8 protein-coding genes are annotated in these 15,855 nt (G+C 72.0%); all 8 read right to left on the minus strand.

The features are described from left to right. Positions 1-11: 11 nt before the first annotated feature. From HOV91_RS16745 to HOV91_RS16780, 8 genes are read right to left on the minus strand one after another with little or no spacing between them, the layout of a single operon-like run. Positions 12-1,388: an acetyl-CoA carboxylase biotin carboxylase subunit gene (locus HOV91_RS16745; RefSeq protein WP_174186329.1), complete on the minus strand. Its 1,377-nt coding sequence runs from the start codon at positions 1,386-1,388 to the stop codon at positions 12-14. Further along, complete coding sequence (locus HOV91_RS16750) at positions 1,385-1,900, minus strand: acetyl-CoA carboxylase biotin carboxyl carrier protein (protein WP_174186330.1); 516 nt, start codon at positions 1,898-1,900, stop codon at positions 1,385-1,387. The genes HOV91_RS16745 and HOV91_RS16750 overlap by 4 nt, the downstream gene beginning before the upstream one ends. Beyond that, positions 1,900-3,582: an acetyl-CoA carboxylase, carboxyltransferase subunit beta gene (gene accD, locus HOV91_RS16755; RefSeq protein WP_174186331.1), complete on the minus strand. Its 1,683-nt coding sequence runs from the start codon at positions 3,580-3,582 to the stop codon at positions 1,900-1,902. The genes HOV91_RS16750 and accD overlap by 1 nt, the downstream gene beginning before the upstream one ends. Next, positions 3,579-5,147 (minus strand): PfaD family polyunsaturated fatty acid/polyketide biosynthesis protein, encoded by a 1,569-nt coding sequence (locus tag HOV91_RS16760; RefSeq protein ID WP_174186332.1) that lies wholly within the window; start codon positions 5,145-5,147, stop codon positions 3,579-3,581. Before HOV91_RS16760 ends, accD begins: the two co-directional genes overlap by 4 nt. Further along, the gene (locus HOV91_RS16765; protein WP_174186333.1) at positions 5,147-7,237 is read right to left on the minus strand and encodes a beta-ketoacyl synthase; all 2,091 of its coding nucleotides are present in this window, start codon (positions 7,235-7,237) and stop codon (positions 5,147-5,149) included. Before HOV91_RS16765 ends, HOV91_RS16760 begins: the two co-directional genes overlap by 1 nt. Then, positions 7,234-13,881, minus strand: a complete 6,648-nt coding sequence (locus HOV91_RS39890; protein ID WP_312884655.1) for a polyketide synthase — start codon at positions 13,879-13,881, stop codon at positions 7,234-7,236. The genes HOV91_RS16765 and HOV91_RS39890 overlap by 4 nt, the downstream gene beginning before the upstream one ends. Positions 13,882-13,909: 28 nt before the next feature. After that, positions 13,910-14,515, minus strand: coding sequence for an SGNH/GDSL hydrolase family protein (locus HOV91_RS16775; RefSeq protein WP_174186334.1), 606 nt, complete (start codon positions 14,513-14,515; stop codon positions 13,910-13,912). Continuing rightward, the gene (locus HOV91_RS16780; protein ID WP_174186335.1) at positions 14,512-15,762 is read right to left on the minus strand and encodes an NAD(P)/FAD-dependent oxidoreductase; all 1,251 of its coding nucleotides are present in this window, start codon (positions 15,760-15,762) and stop codon (positions 14,512-14,514) included. The genes HOV91_RS16775 and HOV91_RS16780 overlap by 4 nt, the downstream gene beginning before the upstream one ends. Positions 15,763-15,855: the final 93 nt, after the last annotated feature.

Consider the following 15,855-nt stretch of genomic DNA (forward strand, 5'->3'; position numbering starts at 1 on the left):
TGGCGGCGTCTTCATGAGGCGACGCGCGACACCGTGGTGAGGGTCCCGATGAGGGCGGTGTCGTGGTCCGCGGCGCGGAAGCGGGGGTGGTCGAGGATGTCGTGCAGGAATTCGGTGGTGGTGGCGATGCCTCTGCCACGGATCCGGGTCTCGGCCAGCGCCCTGCGCATGCGCGCGATGGCCGTGCGCCGGTCGGGCGCCCAGACGATGATCTTGGCGAGCAGCGAATCGTAGTGCGGCGGAATGGCGTAGCCGGGAGCGACGTGGGTGTCGATCCGGACGAACGGCCCACCCGGAAGCGCGCACTCGGTGAGTGTGCCGGGAGCCGGCGCGAATTCGCGTTGCGGGTCCTCGGCGTTGATCCGGCATTCGATGGACACTCCGCGCGGGGTCGCGGCATCGTCGGGCAGCGCCAGCGGCAGGCCCGAGGCGATGCGCAACTGCTCGGCGACGAGATCGATGCCGGTGACCATCTCGGTGACCGGATGCTCGACCTGCAAACGGCAGTTGACCTCCATGAAGTAGAAGCGCCCCTGCTGGTCCAGGAGGAATTCGAAGGTGCCGGCCCCGACGTAGCCGACGGCCTCGGCACCCCGCACGGCGGCCGCGCCGATCCGGGCCACGAGTTCCTCGGACAGTCCCGGGGCGGGCGACTCCTCGACCAGCTTCTGGTGCCGCCGCTGCAAAGAGCAGTCCCTGGCGCCGAGATGCCGCACCGTGCCGTGGCGATCGGCGAGGATCTGGACTTCGATATGCCGCGCCGAGTCGAGGTAGCGCTCGACGTAGAGGCGGCCGTCCCCGAACACCGCGGTGGCATTCGCGCGAGTCTGCTGCCAGGCGGCGGAGAAATCGGCGGAGTCCCGCACGACCCGCATCCCGCGGCCGCCACCGCCCGCCACCGCTTTGATGATCACCGGATAACCGATGTCGTCGGCGAGGGCGTGCGCCTCGTCCACCGTCTCGAGCGGATCGCGGCTGCCAGGCAGCAGCGGCAGGCCGGCCGCGGCCATCAGCGACCGCGCCGTCGACTTGTCGCCGAGATCGGCCATGATCGCCGCGGGCGTGCCGACGAACACGAAGCCCTCCGCTTCGCACACTTCGGCGAAATCGGGGTTCTCGGACAGGAATCCGTATCCGGGGTGGATCGCGTCGGCGCCGGTGGCCCGAGCGGCCTCGATGACCGCCGGAATGTAGGAGTAACTGCGCTTGGCGGGACCCGGACCGATCCGGAACGCTTGGTCGGCCAGCCGTACCGCGGCCGAATCGGCGTCGGCCGCGGAATACACCGCGACGGTGGCGATTCCGAGTTCGGCGCAGGTCCGGATGACCCGCACGGCGATCTCGCCGCGGTTGGCGACGAGCACCTTGCGGATCGGCCGCGTGGTCATCGCACCACCTCGAGCACCAGCAGCGGTGCGCCGTGCTCGACCGCCTCCCCGTTCTCCACGAGGAATTCCGCCACCCGGCCCTCCCTGGTCGCGGTCACCGGGATCATCAGCTTCATCGCCTCGACGATGCCCACCTGCTGACCGGCCCGCACCGGGTCGCCCTCGGCGACGAACGGCGCGGCTCCCGGCTCCGGCGCGCGATAGAACACGCCGACGGTCTCCGCGGTGAGGGTGAAAGTGTTCGCGTCCGAGGGACTCTCGACGGACGCCGATTCGGTGACAGGCACCGCGGGCGCGGCGTCGGTGGGTGTGACGGCCCGGGGCGTGGTCGGCCCGTTGTGCCCGTCCCAGCTGATCCGCAGCACGAGCGGGCCATTGGCGACGGTCACCGAGGTCGGCCCGGTCTCGGCCCGCACGGACAGCGCATGACGGGACAGCACGGCCAGCGCCTGGTCGGCGTCGACCGGATTCAGCGCCCGGCCGGTCGGCTCGGTGGTGACGGACTCGGTCATCACTTCTCCTGATCGTTCGTGGACAGTCCGAAGACACGGAAACGGTGGTGGCGGCGGTCGAGCAGTTCCGCGACCCGCAACCGCGCCGAGTCGGCGACCGCGTGGCGCAGCGCCTGGCGCAGGGCGGCGGCGGCCGCGGCGGGATCGCGGTGCGCGCCGCCCTGCGGCTCGGGCAGCACGCCGTCGGCGACGCCGAGTTCGAGCAGGGAGGTCGAGTCCACCCGCAGTGCGGCGGCGGCGCGCGGGGCGGCGGCCGCATCCTTCCACAGGATCGAGGCGCACCCCTCCGGGCTGATCACCGAGTAGACGGCGTTCTCGCAGACGATCACCTGATCGGCCACGGCCAGCGCGAGCGCTCCGCCGCTACCGCCCTCGCCGGTGATCACGGTGATCACCGGCACGGGCAGCCCGGCGAGCAGTTTGAGCGATTCCGCGATGGCGACGGCCTGTCCCTGTTCCTCGGCGGTCACGCCCGGGTAGGCGCCTGCGGTGTCGACCAGGGTGATCACCGGAATGCCCAGCTTGGCGGCCAAGCGCAGCGCGCGGGCCGACTTCCGGTATCCGGCCGGAGTCGGCATACCGTAGTTGCGCTGCGCCAACTCGGTCGCCGTATGACCTTTCTGCGTGCCGATCACGATGACGGGCGCGTCGTCGAGACGGGCCAGCGCGGTGATCATGGCCGGGCAGTCCGCCGACATCCGGTCGCCGTGCAGCTCGACGAATTCGTCGAAGGACGCGGCCAGATAGTCCAGCGTGGTCGGACGGCCCAGTTCGCGGGCGGCCCGCACGCTCTGCCAGGCGTCGCGCGGCGCGAGCCGGGTCACGTCCGAGCAGACCGGGTTCGCCTCGTCCGGCAGCTCGACGCGGCGCGCGCTGTCGGCGGCCAGCGCGAGCAGGCGGGCCAGCCGGTCCCGCAGGGCCGAACGGTGGCAGATCATGTCCACGATGCCGTGCTCGAGCAGGAACTCCGCGGTCTGGAAGCCGGCGGGCAACGTCTCGCCGATGGTCTGCTGGATCACCCGCGGTCCGGCGAAGCCGAGCCGCGCGCCCGGTTCGGCGATGATGATGTCGGTGGAGGTGGCGTAGGAGGCCGCGACGCCGCCGTAGGTGGGATCGGTGATCACCGAGATGGTCAGCACGCCCGCGTCGTCCAGCTCCCGTAGCGCCTGGCTGGTCTTGGCCATCTGCATCAGCGCGAGGATGCCCTCCTGCATGCGCGCGCCGCCGGACGCGGTGACCAGCACGAGCGGCACGCGCGCCGCCAGCGCCGTCTCGGCCGCGACGGTGACCGCTTCACCCACCGCGGCGCCGAGACTGCCGCCGAGGAACCGGAAGTCCATCACCGCCAGCACCACCGGCGCGCCGCCGATGGCGCCGCGCACGCACCGGATGGCGTCGGTCAGCCCGGTGCGGCGGGTCGCCTCGGCATGTCGCTCCGGATAGGGCCGCGAGTCGCTGAAACCGAGCGGATCGGCCGCGGTGGCGGGCGGCTCGATGTACCGCGCCGAGCCCGGATCCAGCAGCGCCTCGATGCGCTGGTCCGCGGTCAGCATGCCGTGCCCGTCGCAGTCCGGGCAGACCCGGCCGGACCGCTCGTAGCGTTTGGCGTAGAGCATGGCGGCGCAGGACGGGCACACCATCCAGGAGGTCCGGGTATCCGGACCGCTCTCCAGCGTGGTCATCGTTCCTCCCTCGGTCGGGGCACGAATCGGGCGCAGTCGGCGGGTAACCGCACGCCCGCGGTACGCAACTGGGCGACCCGGGTCAGATAGGCCGCCCCCAGCATCATCTGGTCGGCGATGTCGGCGACGTGCCGGTTGCGCAGCGCCGCAAGGTAGCTTCCGGCCACCCAGTTGTTGAACCCGCCCATCGCGGGCCCGCACCAGATCTGGTAATCGGCGGCGCGACCGGCCTCGCCGCGAATGCTCCACCCCGACGACAACCCCAGATACCACCGGAACACCAGGGCCATCTTGCGTTTCGGGTCCGCCTCGGCGCCTGCGAGCTGGGCCGGATCGCGCTCGGTGAAGTAGGTGACGCAGTCCTCCCACACGGCGTCCAGCGGCCGCTGGAACAGCGTGGTCTCCAGATCGCGGCGCAGCTCGGCCGGGATTGCGTCGATGCCGTCGTAGGCGCGGTAGGCGTCGTAGAGCCGCTGCGCGCGGGCGGCGAACATGGTGCCCCTGCGCAGCACCTGCACCTGGACGCCGAGCTCGAACATGTCCGAGGACGGCGCCATGGTGCAGTCGGCGAAATCCGCCTGGGTGAGCAGCTGTTTGGTGGTGTCGCACTGGGCCGCTTCCCCGGTGGCCTGGTTCACCGACCCGGTCACCACGTAGGCGGCGCCCAGCGCGAAGGCCGCGGCCGCGGCGGCGGGGGTGCCGATGCCGCCCGCCGCGCCGACCCGGACCGCCGCGGCGGCGGGCACGGTGCGGGCCAGCCGGTCCCTGGCCGCGATCAGCTCGGGCAGCAGCACCAGCAACGGCCTGCGGTCGGTGTGACCGCCGGAGTCGGCTTCGGCCGTGATGTCGTCGGCCATCGGCACCTGTTCGGCGAGGCGAGCCTGCTCCGGCGTGAGGTCACCGGATTCGACCAACCGGCGCAGCAGCCGCGTGGGCGGCGGGCGCAGGAACGGCTCGGCCACCTCGACCCGGGACACTTTCGCGATCAGGCGATTGCGCACCTCCACGCGTCCCTGCCGGTCGACGGCCAGCCCCGCCGCCCGGTAGCGCACGACCTCCCCGGTGAGGTCCATGAACGCCGACGCCTCCACGCAGCGCACCTGGTGGCGCAGGCACGCGTCGACGATCGCGCGCTCCAGCGCGGGCTCGGAAGGACTGTGGATCAGGTTGCACGCGAACGGCTTTCCGGTCAGCGTGCGGCTCAGCTCGGCCAGTGCCGCGTCCACCGCGGCAGGCGCGACGCCCGCCGCGCCGTAGGAGGCGAGATACCCGGCCCGAGCCATCGCCGAAACCAGGGCGGGCGAGGCGATCCCGTTCGCCATCGCGCCCGCCGCGTACGCCGCGCGCACGCCGTGGGCGGCGGCGAACCGCCGATCACCCAACCGCTCTGGCGGCAGCGGGGCCACCGCCGCGAGGATCTCGGCGTGTGCCGCGGTGCGCTCGTCGGTCGTCGCGCCCACCCGGCCCTCGTGGCGCACGATCCAGCACGGGCGGGCCAGATCGGACAGGACGGCGGTGATGCCGTCGGCGGTGTCCGCGAGGACACCGGCCGCGGAGGTGGCCATCAGCGTTCCTCCCGCTCGGCGAGTTCGACCGCGAGGTCGGTCAGCTCGTAGATGCGCAGCCCCGGCTTCCACAGCGAGCCATCGGCGACGACGGTGACGCCCCGAGGTCCCCGATGGATCGCCTTGATGTGGGCTTCGAGTTCGACCGTGCCGTCGGTGGGCAGGAACTGCCCGCGGTAGCGCCAGCTGAACGGCCGCTCGGCGGGGATGCGGAAGACCGGATCGGCGATCGGATCGGCGAAGCCGGCGTCGAGCATCCACTCCTGGATCGCGTGGATCACCGATTCCACACCGAGCGACCCCGGGATCACCGGGTCGAGGTGGAAGTGGCGCGCGAAATACCAGTCGGCCGGGTCGATCTCGCGCAGCGAATGCAGATACCCGGCGTCGTATCGGCCGCCGCCGTCGACCACGTCGACCTGGTCGATCAGCGCCAGGGTGCGCCGGGCGCACAGCGGGGCTCGCGGGTCGGCGCGGCGGGCGGCGACGTCGATGGCGCGCACGTTCGCACCGGGGTTCTGCGCGAGCCAGGTCGGTGCGGGGCGGCCCGCGTCCAGGCCGGTCTGGTTGGCGAGAGCCTCGTCGCTGAAGTAACCGAACATGGTCTCGCCGGTGTAGAACGGTTCGCCGTCCACGCTGAGGGTGTAGTCGAAGGTCTGCAGTGACGACCCGGGCAGGATGGTGGTGGACAGCAGCCGGGAGGACTGGCTGATCGTCTTGTCCCGCAGGTCGATCTGCCGCAGCACGGTGGCGGTGCCGCCGAGGTTGCGCAGGCTCAACGTGGTGCCGGGCTGGGTGAGCGTCGGGCCCGCGTAATAGCCCATCAGCAGCGCGGCCTGCAACGAGGTCTCCATGTAGACGAAGTGCGGCATGGAGTCGTTCGCGGTGTCGCCGTAGTACCAGGAGTCGGCCGGGGAGTCGTACTCGGTGGTGTAGGACGCGCCGTCCAGGTTTCCGCGCGTGCCGTCGAAGTCGAGCACCCGGTCCACCAGCAGCAGGCCGCCGGTCGGCAATCGGGTCGCCCGCACGCCGGTGTACTGCGCGAATTCCGGTCCCATCGCGATGCCTTGGTCACCGCGGGACAGATGCGTCATGTGGAACTCGTTGAGCAGCAGGCTGTCGGAGACCTGACCGGGGCCGACGCCGCCGCCCGGGCGTTCCACGACCGTGACCGTGACGTCGAGCGCGCCTTCCGCTCCCGCGATGCTCGCCGTACCGGTCACGTGCGGGCGGGGCACCAGGTCGAGCGCGGTCACCGTCAGCGTGATCGTGCCGGACGTGACCCCGGCGACCGTACCCGCGCATTCGGCGACGAGAGAGCTGCCCGACAGCACCAGCGGCATGCCGAGGTACAGCGCGAACACCTCCGCGATCTGCGTGGCCGCCGCGCGCGGGTCGCCGTCGAACCGGGCCTCGGCACTGCCGTTGCCCGAGCCGCCGTACAACTCGATGGCGGTCACCTCGGTGAGCACGAGCGGGGCCGACCCGGCCAGCCGGGCCGCCGCTTCGATGCCGGAGCGCCGGTGGGCCGCACCGAAGACGCCGCCGAGGTCGCCCTCGGTGAGGCGCACCAGGGCCGCTCGATCCAGCCGGGTGCGCCCGGTGCGCGCCAACGGCTTGAACGCCGACTCGGCGGCGATGGTGCCTGCCGGGGTTCCGGCGGCCTCGCTCGTCGTCCCGGCGTCGAGGCCGCTGGGGCGAGGATCACCCAGCGATGAACCGGACGCGGCACCCGTCTCGGGCGCTCCCCGGCGCAGCGCTCGCTGCCACACCGCCCGCTGCATGGCCAGTTGCGCGCTCAGCGCCGCCCGATGCGCGGCGACCACACCGGAGCGGATCTCGGCGAGCGGGCCGGCCCCATGCGGGGAACCGCCGTCGGTCCGTGGTGTCGGCGCGAACGCGGCGGGCCGAGACCCGGCGCCCGCGTGATCATCCGTCACACTGCCGCTCGGGACATCGTCCCGGCGCGTGACCGGCGTGCCCGCGGCATCCGGCCGCCGGGATGGCGCCTCGTCCACGCCCCGCTGGGTCTGCGCGGCGAGCGCGGTCACCGGATCGAACGGTATACCGTCGAATTCCAGGGTTGTCATGCCATCCACCGCCTCACCGAGGTCTGGAACTTCTCCGTCAGATCGGGTGTCGTCACCACCGTGACGTCCGAGAACCGTTGCAGCACCGTGCCGTCCGCCGTGGTGGCGGTGGCGTCGATCCGCGCGTCGAGCCGCCCCGCGCGCGGGTTGTCCACGGTGAGCAGGAACGACTCGCCCGCGGGCAACGGCAGGAAGTAGTCGATCCGCCCCACGCCGAGCGGCAGGCAGGCGCTGCCGAGCAGCCGGTGGCCCAGCACCGGCGGGCCCTGCAGGATCAGGTCGGCGAGGACCGGATCGTGCAGCCGTCCCGCGTAGGCGCCGCCCGCCACGGTGGCGGCGGGCAGAGCGCACTCGAAGACGATCGCCTCGTCCGACACCGCCCGCACCGAGCGCAATCCCTGCAACGCGGGCCCGTGGAACTGGATGGCGTCGCGGTAGATGGTCGCCTCGGCGGCCGGACCACCGGGCACCGGCTTGTGCGGGGGACGATCGGCCGCGTCGGCGAGCACGAGGGTCGCCCGGAAGTGCACGGCGTTCGCACCGCGCACGGTCGTGCGCACCGTCGACGCGTCATCGTCCGGCACGAGCTCGAGTTCCACTTCGTCGAGCGGACGGTCGAAGACGATTCCTTTGAGTACTTCGAACTCCCGGACGCCGACGACGGTGCGGCCCGGCAGGGCGCGTTCGGCGCAGGCCACCATCGCGCCCAGACCGAAGGTGGCGGGCAGTACCACGTGTTCACCGATCCGGTGCGCCGCGATGATCGGGTCCTCGGTGATCCCGGTGATCGTTCGCCGCGCCCGTACCGCGCCCGCGGCGGCCGCCGTGTCCGACAGCGACTTCGCCGGTCCGACGAGCACGACCGTGTCCTCGGCGCGCGCCTCGGTGAACTGCTCGGTGAACGCCGCCGCGCCCATCCGCGGGTCGAGCAGGTCGACTCCGCGCGTCCGGAAGTGCTCCCGCAAGGCGGGCGTCACCATGCCGCCGTCCCACGCACCCCAGTCGATCGCCGTGACATGGCAGCCCGGCTGGTGGGTTCGCAGGCTCACCGCGAATCGCGCGAGTGCTTCGTTGGCGGCCGCGTAGTCGGCCTGGCCCGCGTTGCCGAAGAGCCCGGCGACGGAGGTGAACAGCACCAGGTGCCGCAGTTCGCCGAGTGCGCCGAGGACCGCGGCGAGCCCGGCGATCTTGGGATCGAGCACCCGGGCGACGGATTCGGCGGTCTTGTCGGTGATCACCGAGTCGGCCAGCACTCCGGCCCCGTGCACGACGCCGGTGATCGAGTCCCGCCAGGGCGCGAGGGCGGCGGCGACCGCCCGCGCGTCCGTGGCGTCGACGGCCAGGTAGTCGGCACGGGAACCGAGGGCGGCCAGCGTTTGGAGGATCTCGCGCGTGGCGCGGACACCGGACACGGCACGCTCGATATCCCGAGGCGTGACCCCGGCGCCGGCCAGCGCCCGTACCGCGGCGGGCTTGAGCTCCGCATCGGGGACCCCGGCCGCCCACTCGGGCTCGGTGGTCGGCGCGGAGCGCCCGAGCAGGAGGAAGCGCGCCTCGCTGCGCGCGGCCAGCGCCAGCACGCAGGTGGCCGTGACGCCGCGCGCGCCGCCGGTGACCAGCAGGACATCGTCGGCGGTGAGCACCGTGGCCTCCTGCTCGTCGACCGGACGCACCGGAGTCACCGTCCGCGCGGGTGCGTGCCCGCTCGGCACCGGGGTACGACGTTCGCCCGCCGCGGCGATGCCGACCTCGAGGGTGTCCCTGGCGGCGTCGAACAGCTCGGCGGTCACGAACTCGGCCAGCTGCCGTGCCGGGCAGGCCGGGTCGATGTCCAGTGCCCGGCAGAACAGGCTGGGTTGTTCGGCCGCGAGGGTTTTCACCACACCGCCGATGCCGCCGAGCAACGCGTGCTCCGGTCGCGCGGTGCCGAGGAAGCCCAGCGCGCCGTCGAGCCGGGTCACCGTCACGAAGGCCGCTCGCTCCGGCGCGCCGCGCAGCAGCGGCACGACACGCCCCGCCGCGAGGATGCCGTCGGTCAGATACCGCTGCGCCGACGCCCAGTCGGCGGAGCCGCCGAGCAGGACCACGCACACGTCGACGGGTTCGCCCGCGCTGTCGATATCGGCGACCGAGTTCGTCTGCCGCACGGTCCACCCGAGTCCGGTCAGCGCGGCGGCGAGCGCCGTGCGGTCGGAGTCGAGTTCGCCGGTCGGATCGACGAGCAGTGCCCGCGCTCCCGCACGGTAGGGCGCTACCGCCCGATCCAGCGGCGGCAGCGAGGCGAGTTCGACGGCGTGCCGCGACGTTCCCGCCGCGGCCTCAGCTTTTGGGTGGACATCACCACCCGCCGCTCCGGCGAGTTCCACCACGATCTGATCCAGCGTGCGCAGTGTGCCCAGCTGCTCCGGACCCAGGCTCGGTAGGTTCGGAAACCGTTCCTGCAACGCGCCGATCACCTGCACCCGCTTGATCGAATCCACCCCGAGATCGGCTTCCAGATCCATCGACGGGTTGACCATCTCGACCGGATAACCGGTCTTCTCCGCCACCACCTCACGCAGCGCGCGCCGCAACGCGTCATCCGACACATCGGCGTCGGAGCCATCGGCGGACGCATCGGCGGCAGCATGGCCGCCCTCGGCGAGGCCGAGCAGATCCACGATCTGATCCAGCGTCCGCACCGTGCCCAACTGCTCCGGACCCAGGCTCGGCAACTGCGGAAACCGTTCCTGCAACGCGCCGATCACCTGCACCCGCTTGATCGAATCCACCCCGAGATCGGCTTCCAGATCCATCGACGGGTCGACCATCTCGACCGGATAACCGGTCTTCTCCGCCACCACCTCACGCAGCGCGCGCCGCAACGCCTCCCCCGACACATCGGCGTCGGAGCCGGTGGCCGGACCAGCCGCACCGTTCGCGGACGGCTCGGCCGCACTCCCCGAGGTGGCGCCGTCGAGCAGATCGACGATCTGGTCCAGCGTCCGCACGGTGCCCAGCTGCTCGGGGCCCAGGTTCGGCAGCTGCGGGAAACGTTCCTGCAACGCGCCGATCACCTGTACCCGCTTGATCGAATCCACCCCGAGATCGGCTTCCAGATCCATCGAGGGGTCGACCATCTCGACCGGATAGCCGGTCTTCTCCGCGACCACCTCACGCAGCGCGCTGCGCAGCGACTCGCCGGTCACCCCGTCGTCGGTCGCAGCCGCGGACGGCGCGTGACCATTGGACGTCGCACCCTTGGCATGCGCGGGCACGGCGGGGGCCGGGGCGGACGCGGGCGCGGTTAGCACCGAACGAGTCGGTGCCGCGGACATTTCGGGCTCAGCAGCGGCTCGATGATCGTCCACGACCATGGCGGTGGCCAGCGGACGGCGTACCGGCGCGGGCTCGATCGCCGCGCGCGGCGCGGGCGCCGGTGTCGTGATCGGGGTCGAAGGCCGCGAGACCGGGGCGAAGCCGCTTTCCAGCTCGGCCAATTGGGCGAGCACCTCGCTGGCTCGCGCATGACTGTGGCTGATCGCGACGCCGTGCTCCTTGACCGCCTCGATGGCGCGGACCGTTGCGGCGTCGAGCCTGCCGTCGCCGAGCGCGCCGGCCAGGCCGCGGGCCATGTCCAGTTGGCCGTCCAGGAACTGACGGTGCGTGTGCAGGTGCTGTACGAGCGCGCTCTCCAGCGCGTCCGAACCGGCGTCGCCGGGCTGCGGTGTGGGATACACGGGTGTCTCCGTTGCTGCGGTGGAAGCGATGGGCACGGCCCGCTGCTGGGCGGGCTGCGGATCGACCACGCTGTCGACCGGAGCGGGGGTGGCCGCGAGGACGCTGAGCCGGTATTCGTCGGCGAGCGCGGCGGCGTAGGCGGCGCGACGGGTGTCGGGCACGTACTCGGGCGCCGACATCGTCACCGTCATCGCGCGACCGGAGACCGCTGCCTCCGGTGCGGGGGCGGCGTGCCGGTTGATGCCGTGCAGGCCGAATCCGAGCACGGCCAAGCGCACGGCGGCGCGAGTGAGCGCGAGGTCGCTGTTGCCGATCGGGCCGGAGTCGGTCGCGATGACGATCACGTCGTCGCCGAGGGTGCGCCGCACCAGCGAGGTCAGCACCTGCTTCGGCCCGAACTCCACGAACACCGTGCAGCCCGCTTCGCGCATCGCGGTGAGCGCGGCCACGAATTCGACCGGCTTGCCGAGTTGTTCGGTCAGCAGCGCCCGGTTGGCCGCCACGTCCCCGCCGTAGCGGGCGCCGGGGGTGTTGGCGAAGACCGTCGCGTCCGGCTCGCCGATGTGCACCTCGGCGACGGCCGCGCCGAACGCGGCGGCGGCGTGGGCGACGTAGGGCGTGTGGAACGCCCCCGACACCGGAAGCGCACGCGTCGCCACGCCACGCTCGCCACAGCGGGCGACGACGGCCGCGATCCCCTCGGCGCCACCGCCCACGACGACCTGGTCGGGCGCGTTGTGATTGCAGATCCAGACGTCCTCGACGCCGTCGAGCAGTTCCTCGGCGGTCTGCCTGGACGCACCGAGCGCCACCATGGTGCCCGCCTCGACTCCCGGCTCGGGCGTCATGGCCACACCGCGGGCGCGGGCCAGCGCGTAGAAGTCCGCGGTGGCCAGGGCGCCTGCGGCCCACAGCGCGGTGAGTTCGCCGAAGCTGTGGCCGAGATATCCGTCGGCGCGCAAGCCGTAGTCCGACAGCGCGGTGAACTGCCCGGCCGACAGCGCGCCGATCGCGGGCTGGGCGAATTCCGTTCGGCGCAGCGCGGCTTCCTGCGCCTGCGCCACCTCGCCGGAGAACGCGGGCGGCGGGAAGACCACCGACGACAACCGCACCGCGGCGCCGGCGAACGCCTCGTTGGCCGCGTCGAACGCCGCGCCGACGGCCGGGTTGTTCAGCGCCGCGTCCGATCCCATGTCGACGTACTGGCTGCCTTGTCCGGCGAACAGCGCCCCGACCTTGCGATCCGGCAGGGCGGCGGCGCGGAAGTACACGCCCTCGGGGTGCTCCCACGCCGTGGCGTCGGGGTTGCGCACCAGTTCGTCCACCGCGAGCGTGCGCAGGTGCGCGGCGTTCTCCTCGTCGACCGAGACGAACCCGATGCGCGCGTGGTCCTCCGGGATGTCGCCCCCGTCGCTCGGCGCGACGCTGCGCACGGCGTCGATCAGCCCGGCCACGTCCGGCGCGTGCCACAGATGCGCGCGGGCGGTGCGATGCAGCACCGGGTGCGCGGCACGGTCGGCGTCCGCCTCCTCCAGCACGACGTGAAAGTTCGTGCCGCCGAAGCCGAACGCGGAGGCCGCCGCCCGCCGCACCGGGCGTTGCGGGTCGCGGATCCACGGACGGGTGCGGGTGTTCACGTAGTACGGCGCGTCGGCGGCGGCGATCTCGGCGTTGGGCGCCGAGACGTTGATGGTGCCGGGCAGCACCTTCTGATGCAGCGCCAGCGCCAGTTTCATCACGCTCGCGGTGCCCGCGGCGCCCTTGGTGTGGCCGATCTGGGACTTCACGCTGCCGAGGGCGGCGAAGGCGGGCTCGGACGTAGCGTCGCTCAGCAGCTCCTTCAGTGCGGTGAGCTCGGTCTTGTCGCCGACGGGCGTACCGGTGGCGTGCGCTTCGATGAGCGCCACATCGGCGGGTGAGATCTCGGCGTCGGCGTAGGCGCGGTCCAGGGCGACGCGCTGGCCGCCCGCGCGCGGGGCGTAGATGCTCTTGGCGCGGCCGTCGCTGGAGGAACCCAGCCCGCGGATGACGGCGTAGATCCGGTTGCCGTCGCGCCGCGCGTCCTCCAGCCTGCGCAGCGCGAGCATGGTGATGCCCTCGCCGAGCAGCGTGCCGTTGGCGTCGGCGGAGAAGGGACTGATCTGCCCGCTGGCCGACAGCGCGCCGACCTTGCTGAAGCACATGTAGATGAAGATGGTGTTCTCGGTGTCCACGCCACCGGTGATCATCATGTCCGCGCGGCCGTCCTGCAGTTCGGCGATGGCGGTGCGCAACGCGGCCAGCGAAGCCGCGCAGGCCGCGTCGACGGTGCAGTTGATGCCGCCGAGGCCGAGCCGGTTGGCCACCCGCCCCGCGGTGATGTTGGCCAGCAGGCCCGGGAACGAATTCGCCTCCCACGGCGCGAACGCCGCGACGAACCGGTCGGCGATGGTGTCGGCGTCGGCGTCGGAGAGGCCGACCGAGCGCGCCGCCTCCTTCAGCACCGGCGTGGACAGCCGCGCGGCCAACGGGTGCATGAGCGGCACCGGGCCGGTGGTGCCGAGGACGACGCCGGTGCGGCTCGCGTCGTACCAGTCGGAGTCCACCGCGCCCGCGTCGCGCAGCAGATCCCGGGCGACACCCAGGCTGAGCGTCTGCATGGTGCTGGTCACTTCCAGCTGGTTGGGCGGCAGCCCGAATTCCAGGGGATCGAACTCGATGTCGGGCAGGAAGGCGCCCCGGCGCGAGTAGGTCTTGTCCGGCGCCGCCGGGTCCGCGTCGAAGTAGTCGTCCAGGCTCCAGCGCGACGCGGGGACCTCGGTGGTGCAGTCCACGCCGTCGACGATGTTCTGCCAGTACTCTCGATGGTTGTGGGCGTTGGGCAGCAGCCCGGACATCCCGACGATGGCGATCGGGTTGCGCGCCAGGCGTCTGTCGTCTGTCACGGATGTTCCTCTCGAACCGGATGGATGATCAGGCGGCGACGGTGGTCGCGGTGCTCGACGCGACGAGTTCGGCCGCGGCAGCGGCGAACAGGTGATGCCCGAGCGAACTGGGGTGCAGGCCGTCGGCGGTCCACATCTGCGGCCGTTCCCATTCGGGCTGGGCGGCGATGTCCAGCAGCAGCGTGCCGGTGTCGGCGACGACGTCGGCGAGCACCGCGTTGGCGAAGGCGAACCGCTCGCGCAGCAGCGCGCGGAATCCGTCCGGCACCGGCAAACGAGCCGGGATGTCCGGGTAGCTGGCGGTGAACACCGTCGCGCCGCCCGCCCGCAGTGCGCCGAAGAGCTCGGCGAGGTTGCGGGCGAACCGGTCCTGGTCGTAATCGCTCACCAGGTCGTTGACCCCGACCACGACGCCGAACAGCCCGGAGCGGCCGGAAAGGGCCACACGCAGTTGCCGTTGCAGGACGACCGTGGTGGTAGCGCCGTGCTCGCCGAGATTGCGCACCGCCGTGGGGCGCAGGCCGAGCTGGCCGCCGAGGCGCGGCACCCAGCCGCGGTAGCCGCCGCCGGGCGCGGCGTCGCCGCGCCCTTCGACGAAGCTGTCGCCCAGCGCGGTCAGCACGGGCGCGCTCATGCGGTCACTCCGTCCTTGCTGACGTGCCGCGCGGCGGTCGGGAAGTCGACCTTCTCGTACAGCGCGGCCAGCTGCTCCTCGCCGAAGTACTTGTCCGGCGGGTAGATTCCGGCGATCAGCCCGAAGAAGTGCTTGGTGTACTCGGGGTCCATCGAGGTCGCGCGGAACACCGAGTCGTAGTACGGGGTCAGGGACAGCTCCGAGATGCTCAGGGTCAGCTCGTAGGTGCTGGCGCTCTGCGCGTCGCGCTCGCGCTGGTACTCGGCCAGGGCCTCGTCCATCGGACGCGCGCCGGACAGGCCCTCGTCCACCCGGTCGGCGAGCAACTGGGCGTACTTGAACGCGTCGGTGATGCCCCAGCCGGTGAACGGGTCCTTGTGGTAGCCGGCGTCGCCGACCAGCGCCCAGCCCGGACCGTAGGACCGGCGGCGGTAGTTGTCGGGGTACAGCATCGGGCGGAACTGCTCCACCCGCTTGCCGGTGTCGCGCAGGCGAGCGCCGATCTCCGGGTCGATCTGGTCGACGATCTCCTGCACGCCCGCGTCCGGATCGGTGCGGAACTCGCGGAACCGGTCCCGCTTGCGCATGACCGCGACCAAGGCGAGGTCGTCGTTGGTCGGCCAGGACGCGAACTGCTGCTCGCCGAAACCGGTGCGGTGCTGCATGCCCCAGTCGACGCCCTCGTAGTAGGAGTAGTAGATGAAGCACGCCGCGGGCGAGCCCTCGTACTCCTGCGCGCCGACCGCCTTGGCCACCATCGAGTTCGAGCCGTCGGCGCCGACCACCAGCGCGGCGCGGAACTCCTGCTCGGCCCCCTCGCCGATCGCGCCGCGGATGCCGACCACGCGGTCACCGTCGAAGACCAGTTCGGAGACGGTGAAGCCCTGGATCACCTCGACGCCCGCGTTGCCCGCGGCCTCGACCAGGATCTGGTCCAGCACCGTGCGGCGCGGGCAGTAGACGGCGTCGATGCCGTCGGCGGACGGATCGGCCATCCCGTTGATGACGATATCGGTGTAGGAGAAGTTCAGGTGCCGGATCGGCGGCACGCCGGAGGCGACGACCTGATCCAGCAGACCCCAGGACTTCAGGAAGCCGAGCCCGGCCTGGTGGATGTAGTGGGTCGACGGGGTGTCGCTGGGAAAGCTCGCCCGGTCGACGGCGAGTACCCGGTAGCCCTTCCTGGCGAGCAGCATGGCCAGCGGGGAACCCGCCACCCGGGTTCCGACAACGATGACGTCGTACATGTTCGCATCACTTTCCGGTAGTCGAATTCCGATTTCGAGTCTGTGGCCGCGACGGGCGGTCGACCACCGCGGCGGGCCCTGATTCATCGGCCG

The sequence above is a fragment of the Nocardia barduliensis genome (assembly GCF_013315795.1).
Lineage (GTDB): Bacteria > Actinomycetota > Actinomycetes > Mycobacteriales > Mycobacteriaceae > Nocardia > Nocardia barduliensis.